Genomic DNA, 15,321 nt, shown 5'->3' with positions numbered 1-15,321 from the left:
TCAGGTGCTCCAACGGTACAGCCAGGTTTCGGACAACGGCACGTGCCCCTCCAGCACGCGCGCATGCAGTTCCACGTCACGTCCATGCGTGTTCCCTGCCTGGGGGCGGAATTCAAAGCTCAACCGCCAGCCTCGCGTCTCCGGATTCGGATAGACCACCGCGCCGACGATGTCGCCCCTCGCCGCCCAGACATCCGGTGTCAACTTCGCATCGCGCGGCAGCGAGGCCAGGCGGCCGCCATCCAGATCGATCACTACCAGTCGACGCGCAGGATCAGGCGCCGCGCCAATGCGCGTGTCGGTGACGACGGCCAGGTCCGCGTCCCACTGATACGTGTCGCACCAGTGCATGCGGTAATCGAAGTGGTATTCACGGCCCGCACGCAGCGGCGCGGCGGGCCGCCAGAACGCCACGATGTTGTCGTGGTATTCGTCGCCGGTGGGAATCTCCACCAGCGTGACGGCACCTCTTCCCCAATTTCCCTTGGGTTCGATCCAGAGACTGGGACGCTGGTGGTAACGCGCCTCGATATCGGCATAGTCGCCAAAGCCACGCTTGCGCTGCATCAGGCCGAAGCCGCGGGGACCGGCATCGGCGAACGCACTGTGCTGGACCCGCGGCGGGTTGCTCAGCGGACGCCAGATCTGTTCGCCGTGCCCGTTGAAGATGGCCAATCCATCCGAATCGTGCACGGCCGGACGGTAGTCGTCGGTTCCCACGCGATCACCGGCATCGAACTCGAACATGCTGGTCAACGGCGCGATGCCGGCATGCGCCAGGTCCACGCGGGGATACAGGCGCGACTGCACGTCGATGGCGGTTTCGCCACCCGGGCGGATCACGAAACGGAATGCGCCCGTCACGCTGGGACTGTCGAGCAACGCATGCACGACCAGGTGCTTCGCGCCTGCCGAAGGCTGCTCGATCCAGAAGGCACGGAACAGCGGGAACTCCTCCGCGCCCGCGTCGCCACTGCCCAACGCCAGTCCCCGTGCGGAGAGACCATATGCGTGTCCCTTGCCCAGCGCGCGGAAATAGCTGGCGCCCAGGAACGCGATCAGTTCGTCGAACACGTCCGGCTGGTTGAGCGGAGCATGCACGCGGAAGCCGGCGAACCCGAGCGCGGGGTCCCGCGGCGGTGTCACCCCTTCCGGAAAGTCGAACAGGTCGGGGGAGTAGGTGATCGGTTCGGCAAGCCCCTCGTGCACGCGCCACAGCTCGACGCGCTGCTTGAACAGGAAGCCCCGATGGAACATCTGCACTCGAAACGGCAGCCCCTCCTTGCGCCAGATCGCCTGCGCGGGATCGAAGCGTATGTCGCGGTAGCCGTCATAGCCGACATCCAGTGACGCCGGCAGGGTTTCATCGGGTGCGCGATAGGGCTGGCGCGCCAGCGTCCGTGCAAGTCTTGGAACCGTTTCCAGTGAGAAGTGGCCTGGCGTGGCGCCTGCCGTGACGCTCGCCTGTGCCCATACACGAGGCATCGCGCCCCACGCCGCCAACGCGATGGCGCCCTTCAATACCTGTCTGCGCTCCACGCCTTTCCCATGACAACGAGTGTCTTGCCCATTCTAGATCGCGCGATGTGAGCGGAATGACAAGACCACATACCTGCACACAATCACGCGCGAGTACGCCATGCACCAAAAAGAAACGCGGCCCACCGGGGCCGCGCTTCATTGGTGCAAACGCGAGGTTCCGCTGCGTCAGTCGATGTCGAGGAAGCTGCGCAGCTGTTCCGAACGCGACGGATGACGCAGCTTGCGCAGTGCCTTGGCTTCTATCTGGCGGATGCGCTCGCGGGTCACGTCGAACTGCTTGCCGACCTCTTCCAGCGTGTGATCGGTATTCATGTCGATGCCGAAGCGCATGCGCAGCACCTTGGCTTCCCGCGGGGTCAGGCCGGCGAGTACATCGCGAACCGTTTCCGACAGGTTGATGTTGGTGGTGTTCTCGATCGGGGACTCCACGTTGGTATCCTCGATGAAGTCGCCCAGGTGGGAGTCCTCATCGTCGCCGATCGGCGTCTCCATGGAGATCGGTTCCTTCGCGATCTTCATCACCTTGCGGATCTTGTCCTCCGGCATGTCCATTTCTTTCGCCAGTTCTTCCGGCGTGGCCTCGCGGCCGTACTGCTGGAGCATCTGGCGGGAGATGCGGTTGAGCTTGTTGATCGTCTCGATCATGTGCACCGGGATGCGGATGGTGCGCGCCTGGTCGGCGATCGAGCGGGTGATGGCCTGGCGGATCCACCAGGTGGCATAGGTCGAGAACTTGTAACCGCGCCGGTATTCGAACTTGTCCACCGCCTTCATCAGGCCGATGTTGCCTTCCTGGATCAGGTCGAGGAACTGCAGGCCGCGGTTGGTGTACTTCTTGGCGATGGAGATGACCAGGCGCAGGTTGGCCTCGACCATTTCCTTCTTCGCCTTGCGTGCCTTGGCTTCGCCATAGGCCATCGCGCGGCTGATTTCCTTGATGTCGGCCAGCGTCAGGTACATCGCCTGTTCGACGGCGATGGTGGCTTCCTGCTCGGCGACGATCTGCTCCCTGACGTCACGCAGACCCGACGACCACTTCTGCTTGCGCTTCAACACCTCGTCCACCCAGCCCAGGTTGGTCTGGTTGCCTTCCCACGCGCGCAGGAACTCCTTGCGCGGCATCTTGGCGACATTGGCGCACAGGTGCAGCACGCGGCGCTCATGGTCCTTGACCTGAGCCACGACCTCACGCAGCTTGCGCACCAGCGTGTCGGTCAGCGGAAGCGGCAGCTTCAGGGTGACGAAGGTCTCGCCCAGTTCGGTGCGCAGCTTGACCACGGCCTTGTTCTCGGGGCCGTTCTTCGCATAGGACTTCTTGAACTTGGCGTAGCCGTCGGCCAGCACCTGCATGCGACGCGCGACTTCTTCCGGATCCGGGCCGGTCGGGCCCGCTTCCTCGGCCACATCGTCGGCGGCTTCTTCTTCGTCGTCGGCGGCATCGTCGGCGGCTTCGACGGCTTCCTCGGCCACCGGCACTTCCGGCGCCGGCTCCTCGACATCGTTGAAACCGACGATGACCTCGGCCAGGCGCTTCTTGCCCGCCTTGTGCAGTTCGTAGTCTTCCAGCAACAGCTCAATCGACCACGGGAAGTTGCCGAGCGATGCCTGCACCTGGCCCAGGCCTTCCTCGATGCGCTTGGCGATGGCGATTTCGCCTTCGCGGGTCAGCAGCTCGACGGTGCCCATTTCGCGCATGTACATGCGCACCGGGTCGGTGGTGCGGCCGCCTTCGGTATCCAGCGAAGTGAGCGCCGCGGCGGCTTCTTCGGCCGCGGTTTCGTCGACTTCGCGGTTGCCGGTGTTGCCATCGGCAAGCAGGAGGGTTTCGGCATCGGGAGCGACTTCATGGACATCGATGCCCATGCCGTTGATCATGCCGATGATGTCTTCGATCTGTTCCGGATCGACCAGGTCGTCGGGAAGGTGATCGTTGACTTCGGCGTAAGTCAGATAGCCCTGCTCCAGGCCCTTGCTGATCAAGAGCTTGATGTCGGACTGCTGCGCAGGACGTTCGTTGGCCATCGAGGTTGCGCCACCGGGAAGAGGAAAGGGAGAACCCCGTATTATACCAGCCCGGACCGGCTTGGGTTCCTGAAGCCTGTCTCCCGGCAAGGGGAGAACGTCACGGGCGGAGCAGGAAGGTCACGGGCCCGTCATTGACGAGGCTGATCACCATATGGGCGCCGAAACGCCCGGTTTCCACCCTGCCGGCGTGCTTTTCGCGGCAGATGTCGACCAGCCGGTTGAAGCCCTGTTCAGCCTCGGCGGGCGGGGCCGCGGTGGTGAAGCTGGGCCGCATGCCCGAACGGGTATCGGCGGCCAAGGTGAACTGGCTGACCAGCAGCAGTCCGCCGTTCGTATCGGCCAGGGACCGGTTCATGCGCCCCGCCTCGTCGGCGAAGACCCGGTAACCCAGCAGGCGGTCGGCCATGCGGGCGATCTGCGCCTCGCCATCCCCGGGTTCCACCCCCACCAAGGCCAGCAGACCGGTGTCGATGGCCCCCACGACGATGTCGTCGACCGCGACGCTCGCCCGGGTCACACGCTGGATCAGGGAAAGCATGGGATGGGTCCGGACGGCACGAAGGGAAGAACAGGATACCGGGGTCACCGTCGTGCACCGGCAGCAAGGGCGGCGCGCCGGTTGGCTACACTCGGCGGATGAAACCGGACACCCTCGCCGCCTTCGGCTACCACGCCGCCGCCTTCATCGGGCGCCTCCCCTGGCCTTGGCTACGCGCACTGGGAAATGCAATGGCCTGGGCGTGGCGGCGGTTCGACGTGCGCGAAAGCCGGGTGGCCCGCCGCAATCTGGAGATCGTCTATCCGGACCTGCTGCCGGGACAGCGAGACGAACTGCACGCCGCCATCCTGCGCACGACCGCGCGGCAGGCGCTGGAAACGCTGCGCTTCTGGACGCGGCCAGCAGGCGAGAACCTGGCCTGCCTGCGCGAGCGTCACGGCGAGGCGCTGTACGACGAAGCGCTGGCCAGTGGCAAAGGCGTGATCGTCGCTGCGCCCCACTTCGGCAACTGGGAGCTGCTCAACCAGTGGCTGGCCTCGCGCGGCCCGATCGCCATCGTCTACCGCCCGCCTGAGTCGCCGGCGGGTGACGCCTTCCTGCTGCGGGTGCGTGGAGCGGACAACATCCGCCAGGTGCGCGCGGAGGGCCCCGCCGTGCGCCAGCTATGGAAGGTGCTGAAGGATGGGGGTGCGGTGGGCATCCTGCCCGACCAGCAACCCAAGATGGGCGATGGCGAATTTGCGCCGTTCTTCGGCAAGCCCGCACTGACCATGACGCTGGTGTCGCGGTTGGCGGAGCGCACGGGGGCGACGGTGCTGTTCGCCTGGTGTGAACGCATCGGTCCGGGGCCGGACTTCGCGCTGCACGTGGAGCGCGCACCCGCAGCGATCGCCGATGCGGACGCCGTAACGGCAGTGACAGCGCTCAACCAGGCCGTCGAGCGGATCGCGCGTCGCGATCCCGCGCAGTACCAGTGGACCTACAAACGCTATACCCTGCGGCCGGAAGGCAGTGGCGAGGGCAATCCCTACCACTGAGGGGACCACACAGGGGAACACGATGCGGATGCGGAGATGGCTGGCCGGGACGTTGGCTGGCGCACTGGTGCTGCCGGCGTGGGCGGCGCAGGACATAGCCACGATGAACGACGTGAGCCGCGCGTGGGATCGCTACGCAGCGCTCAGCAGCCAGGACAATGCCGAGGCGGTAGACCTGCTGGCCACGTCCAGCGAGAACCACTTCGCGTTCCTGCGCGACCTGGCCTTGTATGCGTCCCCCGGACAGCTCCGCCGCTTGCCCAGCCTGGATCGGGTTCTGGTGTACCTGCTGCGGGCCACCCAGGCGGATGAAGCGCTGCAGGCGATGGATGGGCGCGCGGTGGCTGCACTGTGCTTCACCCGGGGCTGGATCGGCGTCGAACCGGCGTCCGAAGACGCGCCGATCCTGGCACTGAGCAATGTCACAGTGGTCGGGGACGAGGCCGTGGGCGAGATCGGATCGCCGACCGAGACCCAGTTCCAGTTCGGCCCCATCCTGGCTCGCGAAGATGGCCGCTGGCGGTACCGCTACGAATCGATGGTGATGGATGCGTCGACGCTGATGGACCAGTCCTTCCGGCAGGCCGGCATCGGCGACGTCCAAGCCATGGAGATGTCGATCTCGACGATGCTCGAGTCCGAAGCGCCAGCCTTGGCGACGCTGGACCGCGCACCGCTGGACGACGCGGCCATCCGGACCCGCCTCAACGAGGATTGGCCCGACTACATGCACAGCTACCGGCTGCGCGTGCAGGCGATGCGGCAGAAGGCCGCGGACGGCGACCTCCTGGCCCAGTTCGGAGTCGGCTCTCTGCTCTACAGCGGCGCGATGCCGCAACTGGCGCCGAAAGACGAAGACGAGGGCCTGGCCTGGCTGGAGAAGGCAAGCGAAGGCGGCCACGCGCAGGCGGCGTGGGTCGCATCGAACGCGATTCCGCAGCGTGGCAAATTCTCCGAGGCGTCGCTGGCCCGTGCACTGCCGCACCTGCAACGCGCTGCTGCGCACGGGCGCGAACCGATGGCCCTGCTCGGCATGGCCAACTACTACTTCGAGGGCGTGGCCGGGCTGCCGCGCGATTGCAGGCAGGCGGCCGATTGGGCCACCCGCGCCGAAGAAGCTGGCGCGAAGCAGGCACGCAACGAACGCGTATGGATCTGGGCGACCTGTCCTGTCGCCGGCCAGCGCGATCCGGCCAAAGCGCTGGAACTGGCCCAGTTCATGATCCGGCGCAAGGATGAACTGAATTGGCATGAACTGGATACGGTGGCGAGCGCGCTGGCCGCCAACCGGGACTTCGAACAGGCCGTCCAGTTCCAGCTGCTGGCGCTCGAGAAGCTGACCGCCGACACCGAGACGACGGAAGACAAGCGCGCGGGCACCAAGAAACGGATGACGGCGCGCTTGAGCCGGTACCGCAATGGCAACGACTATGTGCTGGACTATCGTGCGATAGATGAGATCAGGGCAGGACGGATGTGATGCATATGGAGCCTGAATCCGCTGCGGATGCGCCAGAGTGGCAATCGCTGCCGTCCCGCGGCGCCTGGCTGGCCGCGCTGGGCGGGGCTGCCCTGATGTTCCCGCTGGCGATCCCTGCGTTCTTCATCTCCCGGGCTACTGACGTCGTGTCGCCCTGGCTTGCCGTTCCGGCAGCGGCGCTGGCCGGCGCATTGATCGGCGCGTGGGTCGCGGTCAAGCGCCATCGGCGCACCCGCTGGCGCCTGGACGATCAGGGTTTCGCGTTGCGTCGCGGCAACTGGTGGCAGAGCGAGACCCACGTGCCCATTTCGCGCGTGCAGCACCTGGATCTCAAGCGGGGACCGCTCGAACGCAGCGCACGCCTGTCGACCCTGGTGGTGCATACCGCAGGCACGCGGATGGCGGCGGTTTCCGTGTCGGGGCTGGATGCAGAGGACGCGGAACGCCTGCGCGAACGCCTCGCCACACAGGTCGACCACGACGACGCGCTGTGATGGATGGCGCCGTGCAAACCGATGCTCCCGACGAACGCCGTCTGCACCCCTGGTCATGGCTGTTCGTGCTGCTGCAACAACTCAAGCAGTTCATCTTTCCGCTGGTCGCGCTGGTGGTGTTCGGCGCCCGCAGGAGCAGTGGCGATGGCGACGTCTGGGCGTCGCTCGCGCCCGTCATCGGCATCATCGTGCTGGTGGTGCTGGCGATCCTGCAGTACTTCACCTATCGCTACACGATCGGGCGCGATGGCCTGACGGTACGCGAAGGCCTGTTGCACCGCTCGCGACGGGAGATTCCGTTCTCGCGCATCCACAATGTGGTGGTCCACCAGTCGCTGCTGCACCGCATGTTTGGCGTCGCGGAGGTGCGGCTCGAGTCCGCAGGAGGACAGAAGCCCGAGGCCCAAATGCGGGTCCTTGGCCTGCACGACGCGCTGGCCCTGGAAAACCTGGTGCGGCACCAGGCGCATGGCACGGCCGCCCACGAGGCGCCGGGTACCACGGACGCAGCACACCCGGCCGACACCACACTTCTGTCGCTCTCGACGAGGGAGGTCATCAAGCTTGGCTTGATCTCCAACCGCGGCATGATCGTGGTCGCCGCGGGCTTCGGTGCCGCATGGCAGATCCTGCCGGAGAAGATGATCGAACAGTTCTTCCGCCAGGGTGCGAAACAGGCTTACGGCTATGCCGAGCAACTGCATCTGGGCTGGCTCGCGGGCGCGGCCAGCGTCGTCGCACTCGTCATCCTCGCGCTGGGCCTGGTCCGGGCCTTGTCCGTCGTGCTGGCACTGCTGCAGTTCCACGGCTTCCGGCTGACCGAAGATGCACGCCGCCTGATGGTGGAACGCGGCCTGCTTGCACGCCTGCGCACCAGCGTTGCGCGCCGGCGCATCCAGGCATGGACCGTCCATGAGGGCGTGCTGCACCGGGTGTTCCGCCGCCGCTCGCTGCGCATCGATACCGCCGTCGCCGAGAAGGCGGGGCAACAGGACACGCGCGCGCTGAAGGACGTGGCCCCCGTGGCGTCGCCAGACGCGTGCGATGCACTCATACGGCACCTGCTGCCGCATGTGCAATGGCCACGCGAGGACTGGCAACCCGTCGAAGACTCCGCACGCTGGCGCTTGTTGCTGCCGTCGCTGGCCCTGCTGGTACCGGTCACCGCGCTCGCAGCGTGGCACGTCGGCCACTGGGCCTGGCTGGGGCTCGCATGGTTCGCTTTCGCCGCGTACGCCGCACACCGGCAGGCGCAGCGCATGGGCTGGGCCCTGGACAATCATGTCGTGGCGGTGCGCAGTGGCTGGTGGTCACGCTACTGGCGCTTTGCCGAGATCGACAAACTGCAGGCGTTGCGCCTGTCGCGCTCGCCCCTCGACCACGCCTGCGGCACCGGCACGCTCTGGCTGGATACGGCGGGCGCCAGTGGGATCGCGGCACCGCTATGCCTGCGCTTCGTCCGTTTCGAAGAAGCGGCCATTGTTTATGATCGCCTGCGTGACACATTGGCAGCTCGCCGCCTGACATGGTGAACATGGAATCGATCCCGCAATCGGACGCCGCCGCTCCGCTCGTGGTGCGCTGTGGCGCCTTCGGCGACGTGGTGATGCTGACCACCCTCATCCGCCTGCTGCACGCACGCTACGGCCGTCCCGTCGACGTACTGGGCGCCGGACCCTGGACGCACGCCCTGCTCGAGCCATTGCCGGAGGTGGGCTCCGTGTGGACGGTCAGCAGCCGCAATACGCCCTACCTGCTCTGCCCCAGCCAATGGACGGCAGTCAGTCGGCTGCGCGCACGTGGGCGCGGCCCCGTGTACGTGTGCGAAACACATCCGCCCACACTGCGCCTGCTGCAACGTGCGGGCATCCCCGACGAGGACCAGGTGCGGCGCGCACTCGAGGACGATGAGCACGACGGCGTCCCGAGACTCTGGCCTGACCGCTGGCTGCTGCTGGGTGCGAGCAATCCGGCGCGCCCTTACCCGCATGCCGCCGAGGTCGATACCGCCGCCTTCCGCCTGCCCCGGCTGGTGGTACGCCCGGCGGACCGCGAGGACGTGCTGCGCTGGAAGGCCGCCCACGGATTCGGAACCGCGCCGTGCGTCCTGTTCCAGCCTGGCAACAAGCGCACCCACAAGCGAGGCCGCCTGGGCGCACTGAGCCACTCCAAGCATTGGCCGCCCAGTGCATGGGCCGGACTGGCGGACGCGATCTGGAGCGACCTTCCCGATGCCCGGATCGTGCTTTGCGGATCGCCGGCCGAACGCGGCGTGCTGGACGACATCCACGCGGCCGCTGGGCACACGCCCCGGATGGTCAACGCCGCAGGAGAACTTCCGGTGCCGCGCCTGCTCGCATTGCTGGAACAGGCGCACAGCATGGTGTCCGTCGACACCGGCCCCGCCCATGCCGCTGCCGCGCTCGGCTGCCCGCTCGTCGTGATGTTCGGTTCCGCGTCGCCCGCGAAATGGCGACCCATCGGTCCCGGAGCGATCCATGTGCTGGGCGGCGAACGCGGCGAGGCGAGCCGCGTCAGCGACCTTCAGGTCGCCGACGTGATCCACGCATGGCGCACGCTGCCCATGCGCGATCAGCCCGTCTTCTCGATGCCGTAAGGCGTCCGGGTGATGCGCTGCGCGCGGGTCTGCGCGCGGATGGCGAGGTTGCGCTGTATGGACTCCGACGTCTTGTAGCTCCGCGCGTGGTCCAGATGCACGCAGACTGCACGATGGCGGATCTGCTTTCCGTGCACTCCATGGTTCTCCAGACGCTCGCCCAGTTCGCGATCGGGGCCGCCGTACTTCATCCGTTCGTCGTAACCGTTGATCGCCAGCAGATCCTGCTTCCATGCGGAAGAGTTGCAGTTGTTGAACGTCGCGCGCGTGGTGGTGATGGCATCCAGCAGGGGGCCGGTCCGCGTCCCCGCGCCCAGCTTGAGCGCAGGCGAGAATCCCACGCGGTCCAGCGCGCGCAGCCAGTCGAGCTGGAAGCATCGGCCGTCGCTGATGTCATTCAGTGTGATCGCCTTGCTCGCCTTCATGCTCAGCTTGCAGTAGCCCCCGGACAGGAAGCGCCCCGGCTCCGCCAGTGCCGCGTGGACGCCGACGAAATCGCGGCGCGGAATGCAGTCGCCGTCGGTGAAAAGGATGTAGTCGTGCGACGACTCCAGGATCGCGCGATTCAGGATTTCCTGTCGCCGGTAACCCGCGTCTTCATGCCAGACATGCCGCAACGGCACCGGATAATCGGCCGCCAGCCGTTCCACCATCTCGCGGGTGCTCGCACGCGAACCATCGTCGGCGATGATCAGCTCAAAATCGCGCCATGTCTGGAACCGGTAGCCGTGCAGCACCTTCTCCAGCCATTCCTCCGCGTTGTACGTACTGGCAATGACAGTGATCTTCATGACACCCCTTCACCCGCCCGATTCTCGCCGGGCCAGATGACAACCGGTCGCGGTCCTCAGGCCGGCCCCCAATAACCGATGCGCTTGCGGATCTTGAGCTTCCGCCACAGGTTCATCGGCTTGGGCCGCGGGTTGCGTGCCCCTGCCACGATGAACGCGTCGATGGCCTCCAGCACGCGCTCGCTCGATCGGCCGTCGCGGTAGGGATGGATGCTGTCGGCGTAGTCGACGATGGCCTGCATAAGCGCCGGCGGCCGGGACAGCGCGCGCCGGATGGCCGGCTCGAACTGGGCCGCATCGTCGATGTCGATCAGTTGCGGGCCCGGCCTGCGGTTCTTGAACGTCACCACCGGCTTGTGCGTGAGCAGGAACTCGTTCAGCGCCGACGATGTGTCCGAACACATCATGTCGACCTGCGGGAACAGGTCCAGGATGTTGTCGTCGTCGGCGAAGCGCAGGTGTTCGTTCTGCAGCGCGCGGAATTTCGCCACGGTGTCCGGGTTCATCTTCGGATGGAAGGTGACGATCCAGCGCCACTCCCCGGTGCGCGACAGACGCTTCACTTCTTCGTACAGCGTCTCTGCGGCACTCCACGACGGGGAGAACGTGGAGTGGTACAGGATGACGGGCGGTTCGCGAACCGGCGGCAGGGCGCCGGCGATATCCTTCATGAAGGGGTCGATCTTCGGCCAGCCCGTCTCGACCACCTTGAAGTGGCCGACGCGCTCGGCGATGTCCGTGAATGCGCGCGTGTCGTTCGGCCCCGTGGTGCAATAGAGGTCGAAGAACCCGCGGATGTAGATATGCCGGGGCTTCCCCGCATCGAAGCCGTGAAAGGTTTCCACCTTCACGCCGGGGAAGAAGTGCGGCACCGCGTTGCTGCCGGTGATCACGGCGATGGCGTTCCAGCGGCGGACTTCCTCCGTGGTGGTCAGCAGCCTCTCGTCCGGTCGCAGGTCCTCCGCCCCTGGGCCATCGAAGAACCAGGCGGCCTCACCGCCGCGCGCACGGATGGCGTCCTGCAACGGTCGCAGGATGGCGAGCGCGTAGCGCTCCGAGCCGTACAGGAGATAATGCTTGGCCATCAGTGTTCCAGTTGGTGTGCAGCGAGCTTGCGATGTGCGGCCTCGATCGAGGCCGGGTTGTGTTGCATCTCGTAGTAGCGCATGCGTTTGTAGACAGCGTAGTTCGCCGCAGTCTGGGCGATGATGAAACCGCGCCAGCCGTCCAGGAAAGCCAGTCGCAGCAGGTAGTCCTTGATAAAGCTCGACAGATAGACCAGCGGGGTCAGCCACATCCGTACCGGCCGCCGCTTGTCGCGCCAGTCCAGAGCCTTGAGTTCGCTGTAACGGAGTACCTTCAGCTGCTTGTGCACCAAGCTGGGGTTGTCGGCGTGATTGAAGGGCGCGCGGAACTCTACCGTCCCGCCATCGAAACGCAACGATTCATGCACGCGGGCATCCGTCCACCGCGCCCGGTCGCGGTGATAGATCCGCGCAGAACGCTCGCCCACCATCGGCCGGTACCACCGCATCGGTGCGCCCATCAGCCAGGTACGACGGCGAAGCCAGGCACCCGCCTTGGCAGAGGCCAGCAAGGAGGGCAATTCGCGTTCGAGTTGGGTGGCAAGTTCCTCCGACAGGAACTCGTCCGCATCCAGCACCAGCAGCCAGTCGTGGCGCGCCTGGGTGCTGGCGAAGTTGCGTTGCGGCCCGAACCCCAGCCAGTCCTGGTGAACCACGCGCGCGCCATGCGCCTGCGCGACCGCGACGGTATCGTCGGTACTCCCGCTGTCGACCACCAGCTTTTCCGTGACGAACGACACGCTATCCAGGCAACGCCCGATATTCAGCGCCTCGTTATGGGTAATGACGACGAGGGAGATGGGAAGGGGGGGCTGCATGGCGGTCATTCTAGACTCCCACGCAGATTCCGGGTGCAGGAGGCCTGCCGATCCTCTACTGGCATGACTTCCTGACTGGCGGCTGTCTTGCGCTTACGCGCGGCCCCACCCTCAGCCCACAGTCCCGGGAAAATACTGCGTCCCCACTACCCCCTTTTCCCATGCAGCGCATCCTGGTCACCGGCGGAGCCGGCTTCCTCGGGTCGCACCTGTGCGAGCGACTGGTCGAGCAAGGCCATGACGTACTGTGTGTCGACAACTTTTTCACCGGCAACAAACAGAACATTGCCCACCTACTCAGTCATCCCCGTTTCGAATTGATGCGGCACGATGTGACCTTCCCCCTCTACGTGGAAGTGGACCGCATCTTCAACCTTGCCTGTCCTGCCTCGCCCGTGCATTACCAGCACGATCCGGTGCAGACCACGAAGACCAGCGTGCATGGTGCCATCAACATGCTGGGGCTGGCCAAGCGGCTCGATGCGCGCATCCTGCAAGCGTCCACCAGCGAGGTGTACGGGGACCCGGAGGTGCATCCGCAGCAGGAAGGCTACTGGGGGCGCGTCAACCCGATCGGCATCCGCAGTTGCTATGACGAGGGCAAGCGCTGCGCCGAAACACTGTTCTTCGATTACTTCCGCCAGCACCAGCTCGACATCAAGGTCGTACGAATCTTCAATACCTACGGACCTCGGATGCATCCCAACGACGGCCGTGTCGTGTCCAATTTCATCGTGCAGGCGTTGCGCGGCGACGACATCACCATCTACGGCGATGGCAGCCAGACACGCAGCTTCTGCTACGTGGATGACCTCATCGAAGCCATGGGTCGCATGATGGAGACAGAGCGCGGCTTCACCGGCCCGGTCAACATCGGCAATCCCGGCGAGTTCAGCATGCTGGAGCTGGCGGAAAAGGTGCTCGCTCTGGTAGGCGGCCGTTCCAGGCTGGTCTTCCAGCCTCTGCCTTCCGACGACCCGAAGCAGCGCCAGCCGGATATCGCGCTGGCGCGCGAGAAGCTGGGATGGGAGCCCCGTATCGCGCTGGAGGATGGACTGAAAGAGACCATCTCCTACTTCCGCCGCCTGCTGCAGGCCTAGGCATGACCACGTTCGCCGTTGTCGTCACGAACTACAACTACCGCGCGTTCGTCGAGGCTGCGGTGGACAGCGCATTGGCCCAACGCCATGCGCCACGACAGGTCATCGTGGTGGACGACGGATCCAGCGATGGTTCGCCCGAACTGCTCCGGCAACGTTACGGTGCCGACCCCAGTGTGACCCTCCTGTTCGGTGAGAATGGCGGGCAATTGTCGGCGTTCCGAAGAGGCGTAATGTCAGCCGATGCCGACGTGGTCTGCTTCCTGGATGCAGACGACCTGTGGGAGCCTGGCTATCTGGAAGCACTCGCCGGCCTTTACGACCAGCGCGCGGATGTTGACTTCGTCTTCAGTGACCTGCAGGTCTTCGGGGATGACAGCGAGCACATCCGCTTCGATGAGAAGCCCGTCGATCTTGGCTTCACCGCCATCAGCACCCTCGTATTCCAGCCCTGGTACGGCGCACCCACGTCGGCACTTTCGCTCCGCCGCCACTGGGCCGTGCGAACGCTCGACCTTCCGGCCTCCTTCGATTCATTGTGGCGACTGTGCGCCGATGCCTGCGTAGTCCACGGCGCCAGCATCCTCGGCGCCCGCAAGTATTTCTTGCCGACCGGCGAGGTACGCTATCGCTCGCACGGGAAGAATGGTTGGTGGGCCACGCGTCGCGACCCTGTTTCGTTGTACCGCAACCGCGTCCGCAACCTCGGCATCATCAACCACTACGCGACCATCGTCGGCCTCGACCGGTCCGCGGCGGATCTTGGCAAGTACGAGTACCGCACGAAGGTCGCGCCCTCGCGGACGGAGCGCAAACGGTATGCTTCGCTCGCGCTGCGCGGAACGGCTCCATGGTGGAAACGATGGGAGCGGGCGCTCGGGATCATGCTTGGCCGCAGAATGGGGAAGCGATGAATACCAAGCCCGCTTCGCGCAAGCCGCATTCGGTCAGCGTCGTCGTCACGACATTCAATTGGCCCGAGGCGCTGGCGAAGACATTGCGTGCGCTCGCAGCTCAGCAGACACTGCCTGGTGAAGTGATTGTGGCCGACGACGGGTCTGGCCCCGCCACGCGTGACTGCATCGAGCGCATTGCACGCGACTATCCGATACCTCTGCATCATTGCTGGCAACCCGACCAGGGCTTCCGGGCTGCGCTGTGCCGCAACCGCGCCATCGCGGCCGCTTCCGGCGAGTACGTGATCCTGCTCGATGGCGACATGGTGCCGCATCCTGCGTTCGTCGCCGATCACCTTGCTGCTGCACGACGTAACACCTTCGTGCAAGGCATGCGCGTGCTGACCGATGCCGACGGTCGTGACAGGCTACTCGCCAGCGACGCCTACACCTTGGGGTTCTTCGATCCGGGCATTCGCCGACGGCGTCACGCCTTGCGCCTGCCATGGTTGTCGCGCTGCATCGCAGCTGTGAGTCCCAGCACGTCCCTGAAAGCCATCAAGACCTGCAACCAGGCTTGGTGGCGTGAAGATCTGGTCGCACTCAACGGCTTCGACGAACGCTACGAGGGATGGGGACGCGAAGATGTTGACCTGGCGGTTCGAGCCATACGGTTGGGCCTCAGGCGTCGGTCACTCCGCTTCGCCGGTCTCGCCAGCCATCTGTATCACCCTGAACGCCACGATGGGGAAACGAGTGCCAACGATGCGCTGATCTTCGAAACGAAACACGGACGGCGCACGCGCAGCCTATTGGGTCTGGACAGGCACCTTGAGACGCCTGGCCAGGCGTCACTGGCCGATCTGGCGAGTTCTGCAGGCGGAGAGCACGCTAACGCAGCATGAAGCATGTGCCAGCAATGATGCGCGGGCACGCG

General features: G+C 65.6%; 14 protein-coding genes. 8 read left to right on the top strand and 6 right to left on the bottom strand.

Features of this window, described 5'->3' with window-relative positions; translation table 11 throughout:
• The 3 genes from IB223_RS01505 to dtd form a co-directional block, all read right to left on the bottom strand.
• Positions 1-1,539: a glucan biosynthesis protein G gene (locus IB223_RS01505; RefSeq protein WP_343227123.1), complete on the bottom strand. Its 1,539-nt coding sequence runs from the start codon at positions 1,537-1,539 to the stop codon at positions 1-3.
• A 168-nt stretch (positions 1,540-1,707) separates the two neighbouring features.
• On the bottom strand, positions 1,708-3,564 hold the full coding sequence (rpoD, locus tag IB223_RS01500; RefSeq protein WP_192199927.1) for an RNA polymerase sigma factor RpoD: 1,857 nt from the start codon (positions 3,562-3,564) through the stop codon (positions 1,708-1,710).
• A gap of 100 nt (positions 3,565-3,664) precedes the next feature.
• A complete protein-coding gene (gene dtd, locus IB223_RS01495) occupies positions 3,665-4,105 on the bottom strand; it encodes a D-aminoacyl-tRNA deacylase (protein ID WP_192199926.1) in 441 nt (146 codons plus the stop codon).
• Positions 4,106-4,203: 98 nt separating this feature from the next.
• Here dtd and IB223_RS01490 point away from each other — a divergent pair, with 98 nt between their 5' ends.
• Genes IB223_RS01490 through IB223_RS01470 form a run of 5 tightly spaced genes read left to right on the top strand, consistent with a single transcriptional unit; the run spans position 4,204 to position 9,694 of the window.
• Positions 4,204-5,103 (top strand): lauroyl acyltransferase, encoded by a 900-nt coding sequence (locus IB223_RS01490; RefSeq protein ID WP_192199925.1) that lies wholly within the window; start codon positions 4,204-4,206, stop codon positions 5,101-5,103.
• Positions 5,104-5,125: 22 nt separating this feature from the next.
• Positions 5,126-6,583: an SEL1-like repeat protein gene (locus IB223_RS01485; protein WP_192199924.1), complete on the top strand. Its 1,458-nt coding sequence runs from the start codon at positions 5,126-5,128 to the stop codon at positions 6,581-6,583.
• A gap of 5 nt (positions 6,584-6,588) precedes the next feature.
• Entirely contained in the window at positions 6,589-7,077 is a 489-nt protein-coding gene (locus IB223_RS01480) for a PH domain-containing protein (RefSeq protein ID WP_225590751.1), read from the top strand.
• An 11-nt stretch (positions 7,078-7,088) separates the two neighbouring features.
• Complete coding sequence (locus IB223_RS01475; protein WP_343227122.1) at positions 7,089-8,609, top strand: PH domain-containing protein; 1,521 nt, start codon at positions 7,089-7,091, stop codon at positions 8,607-8,609.
• Between the two features lie 2 nt (positions 8,610-8,611).
• On the top strand, positions 8,612-9,694 hold the full coding sequence (locus tag IB223_RS01470; protein ID WP_192199921.1) for a glycosyltransferase family 9 protein: 1,083 nt from the start codon (positions 8,612-8,614) through the stop codon (positions 9,692-9,694).
• Here IB223_RS01470 and IB223_RS01465 read toward each other — a convergent pair.
• The 3 genes from IB223_RS01465 to IB223_RS01455 are packed head-to-tail and all read right to left on the bottom strand — an operon-like array spanning position 9,670 to position 12,397.
• Complete coding sequence (locus IB223_RS01465) at positions 9,670-10,485, bottom strand: glycosyltransferase family 2 protein (RefSeq protein ID WP_192199920.1); 816 nt, start codon at positions 10,483-10,485, stop codon at positions 9,670-9,672. The genes IB223_RS01470 and IB223_RS01465 overlap by 25 nt on opposite strands.
• A gap of 56 nt (positions 10,486-10,541) precedes the next feature.
• Positions 10,542-11,570, bottom strand: a complete 1,029-nt coding sequence (locus IB223_RS01460; protein WP_192199919.1) for a CDP-glycerol glycerophosphotransferase family protein — start codon at positions 11,568-11,570, stop codon at positions 10,542-10,544.
• On the bottom strand, positions 11,570-12,397 hold the full coding sequence (locus tag IB223_RS01455; protein ID WP_192199918.1) for a glycosyltransferase family 2 protein: 828 nt from the start codon (positions 12,395-12,397) through the stop codon (positions 11,570-11,572). The genes IB223_RS01460 and IB223_RS01455 overlap by 1 nt, the downstream gene beginning before the upstream one ends.
• A gap of 152 nt (positions 12,398-12,549) precedes the next feature.
• On the opposite strand from IB223_RS01455, the gene IB223_RS01450 reads away from it, so the two are divergent.
• From IB223_RS01450 to IB223_RS01440, 3 genes are read left to right on the top strand one after another with little or no spacing between them, the layout of a single operon-like run.
• Complete coding sequence (locus tag IB223_RS01450) at positions 12,550-13,488, top strand: UDP-glucuronic acid decarboxylase family protein (protein ID WP_192199917.1); 939 nt, start codon at positions 12,550-12,552, stop codon at positions 13,486-13,488.
• Between the two features lie 2 nt (positions 13,489-13,490).
• On the top strand, positions 13,491-14,402 hold the full coding sequence (locus tag IB223_RS01445; protein WP_192199916.1) for a glycosyltransferase family 2 protein: 912 nt from the start codon (positions 13,491-13,493) through the stop codon (positions 14,400-14,402).
• Positions 14,399-15,289, top strand: coding sequence for a glycosyltransferase family 2 protein (locus tag IB223_RS01440; RefSeq protein ID WP_192199915.1), 891 nt, complete (start codon positions 14,399-14,401; stop codon positions 15,287-15,289). Before IB223_RS01445 ends, IB223_RS01440 begins: the two co-directional genes overlap by 4 nt.
• The last annotated feature ends 32 nt before the right edge of the window (positions 15,290-15,321 follow it).

Origin of the sequence: Pseudoxanthomonas sp. PXM03, from assembly GCF_014852005.1 — a bacterium.
In the GTDB taxonomy this organism is placed as follows: Bacteria; Pseudomonadota; Gammaproteobacteria; order Xanthomonadales; family Xanthomonadaceae; genus Pseudoxanthomonas_A.
Note: the sequence above shows the minus strand (reverse complement) of the source record. Positions and strands in the feature narration are given on the sequence as shown.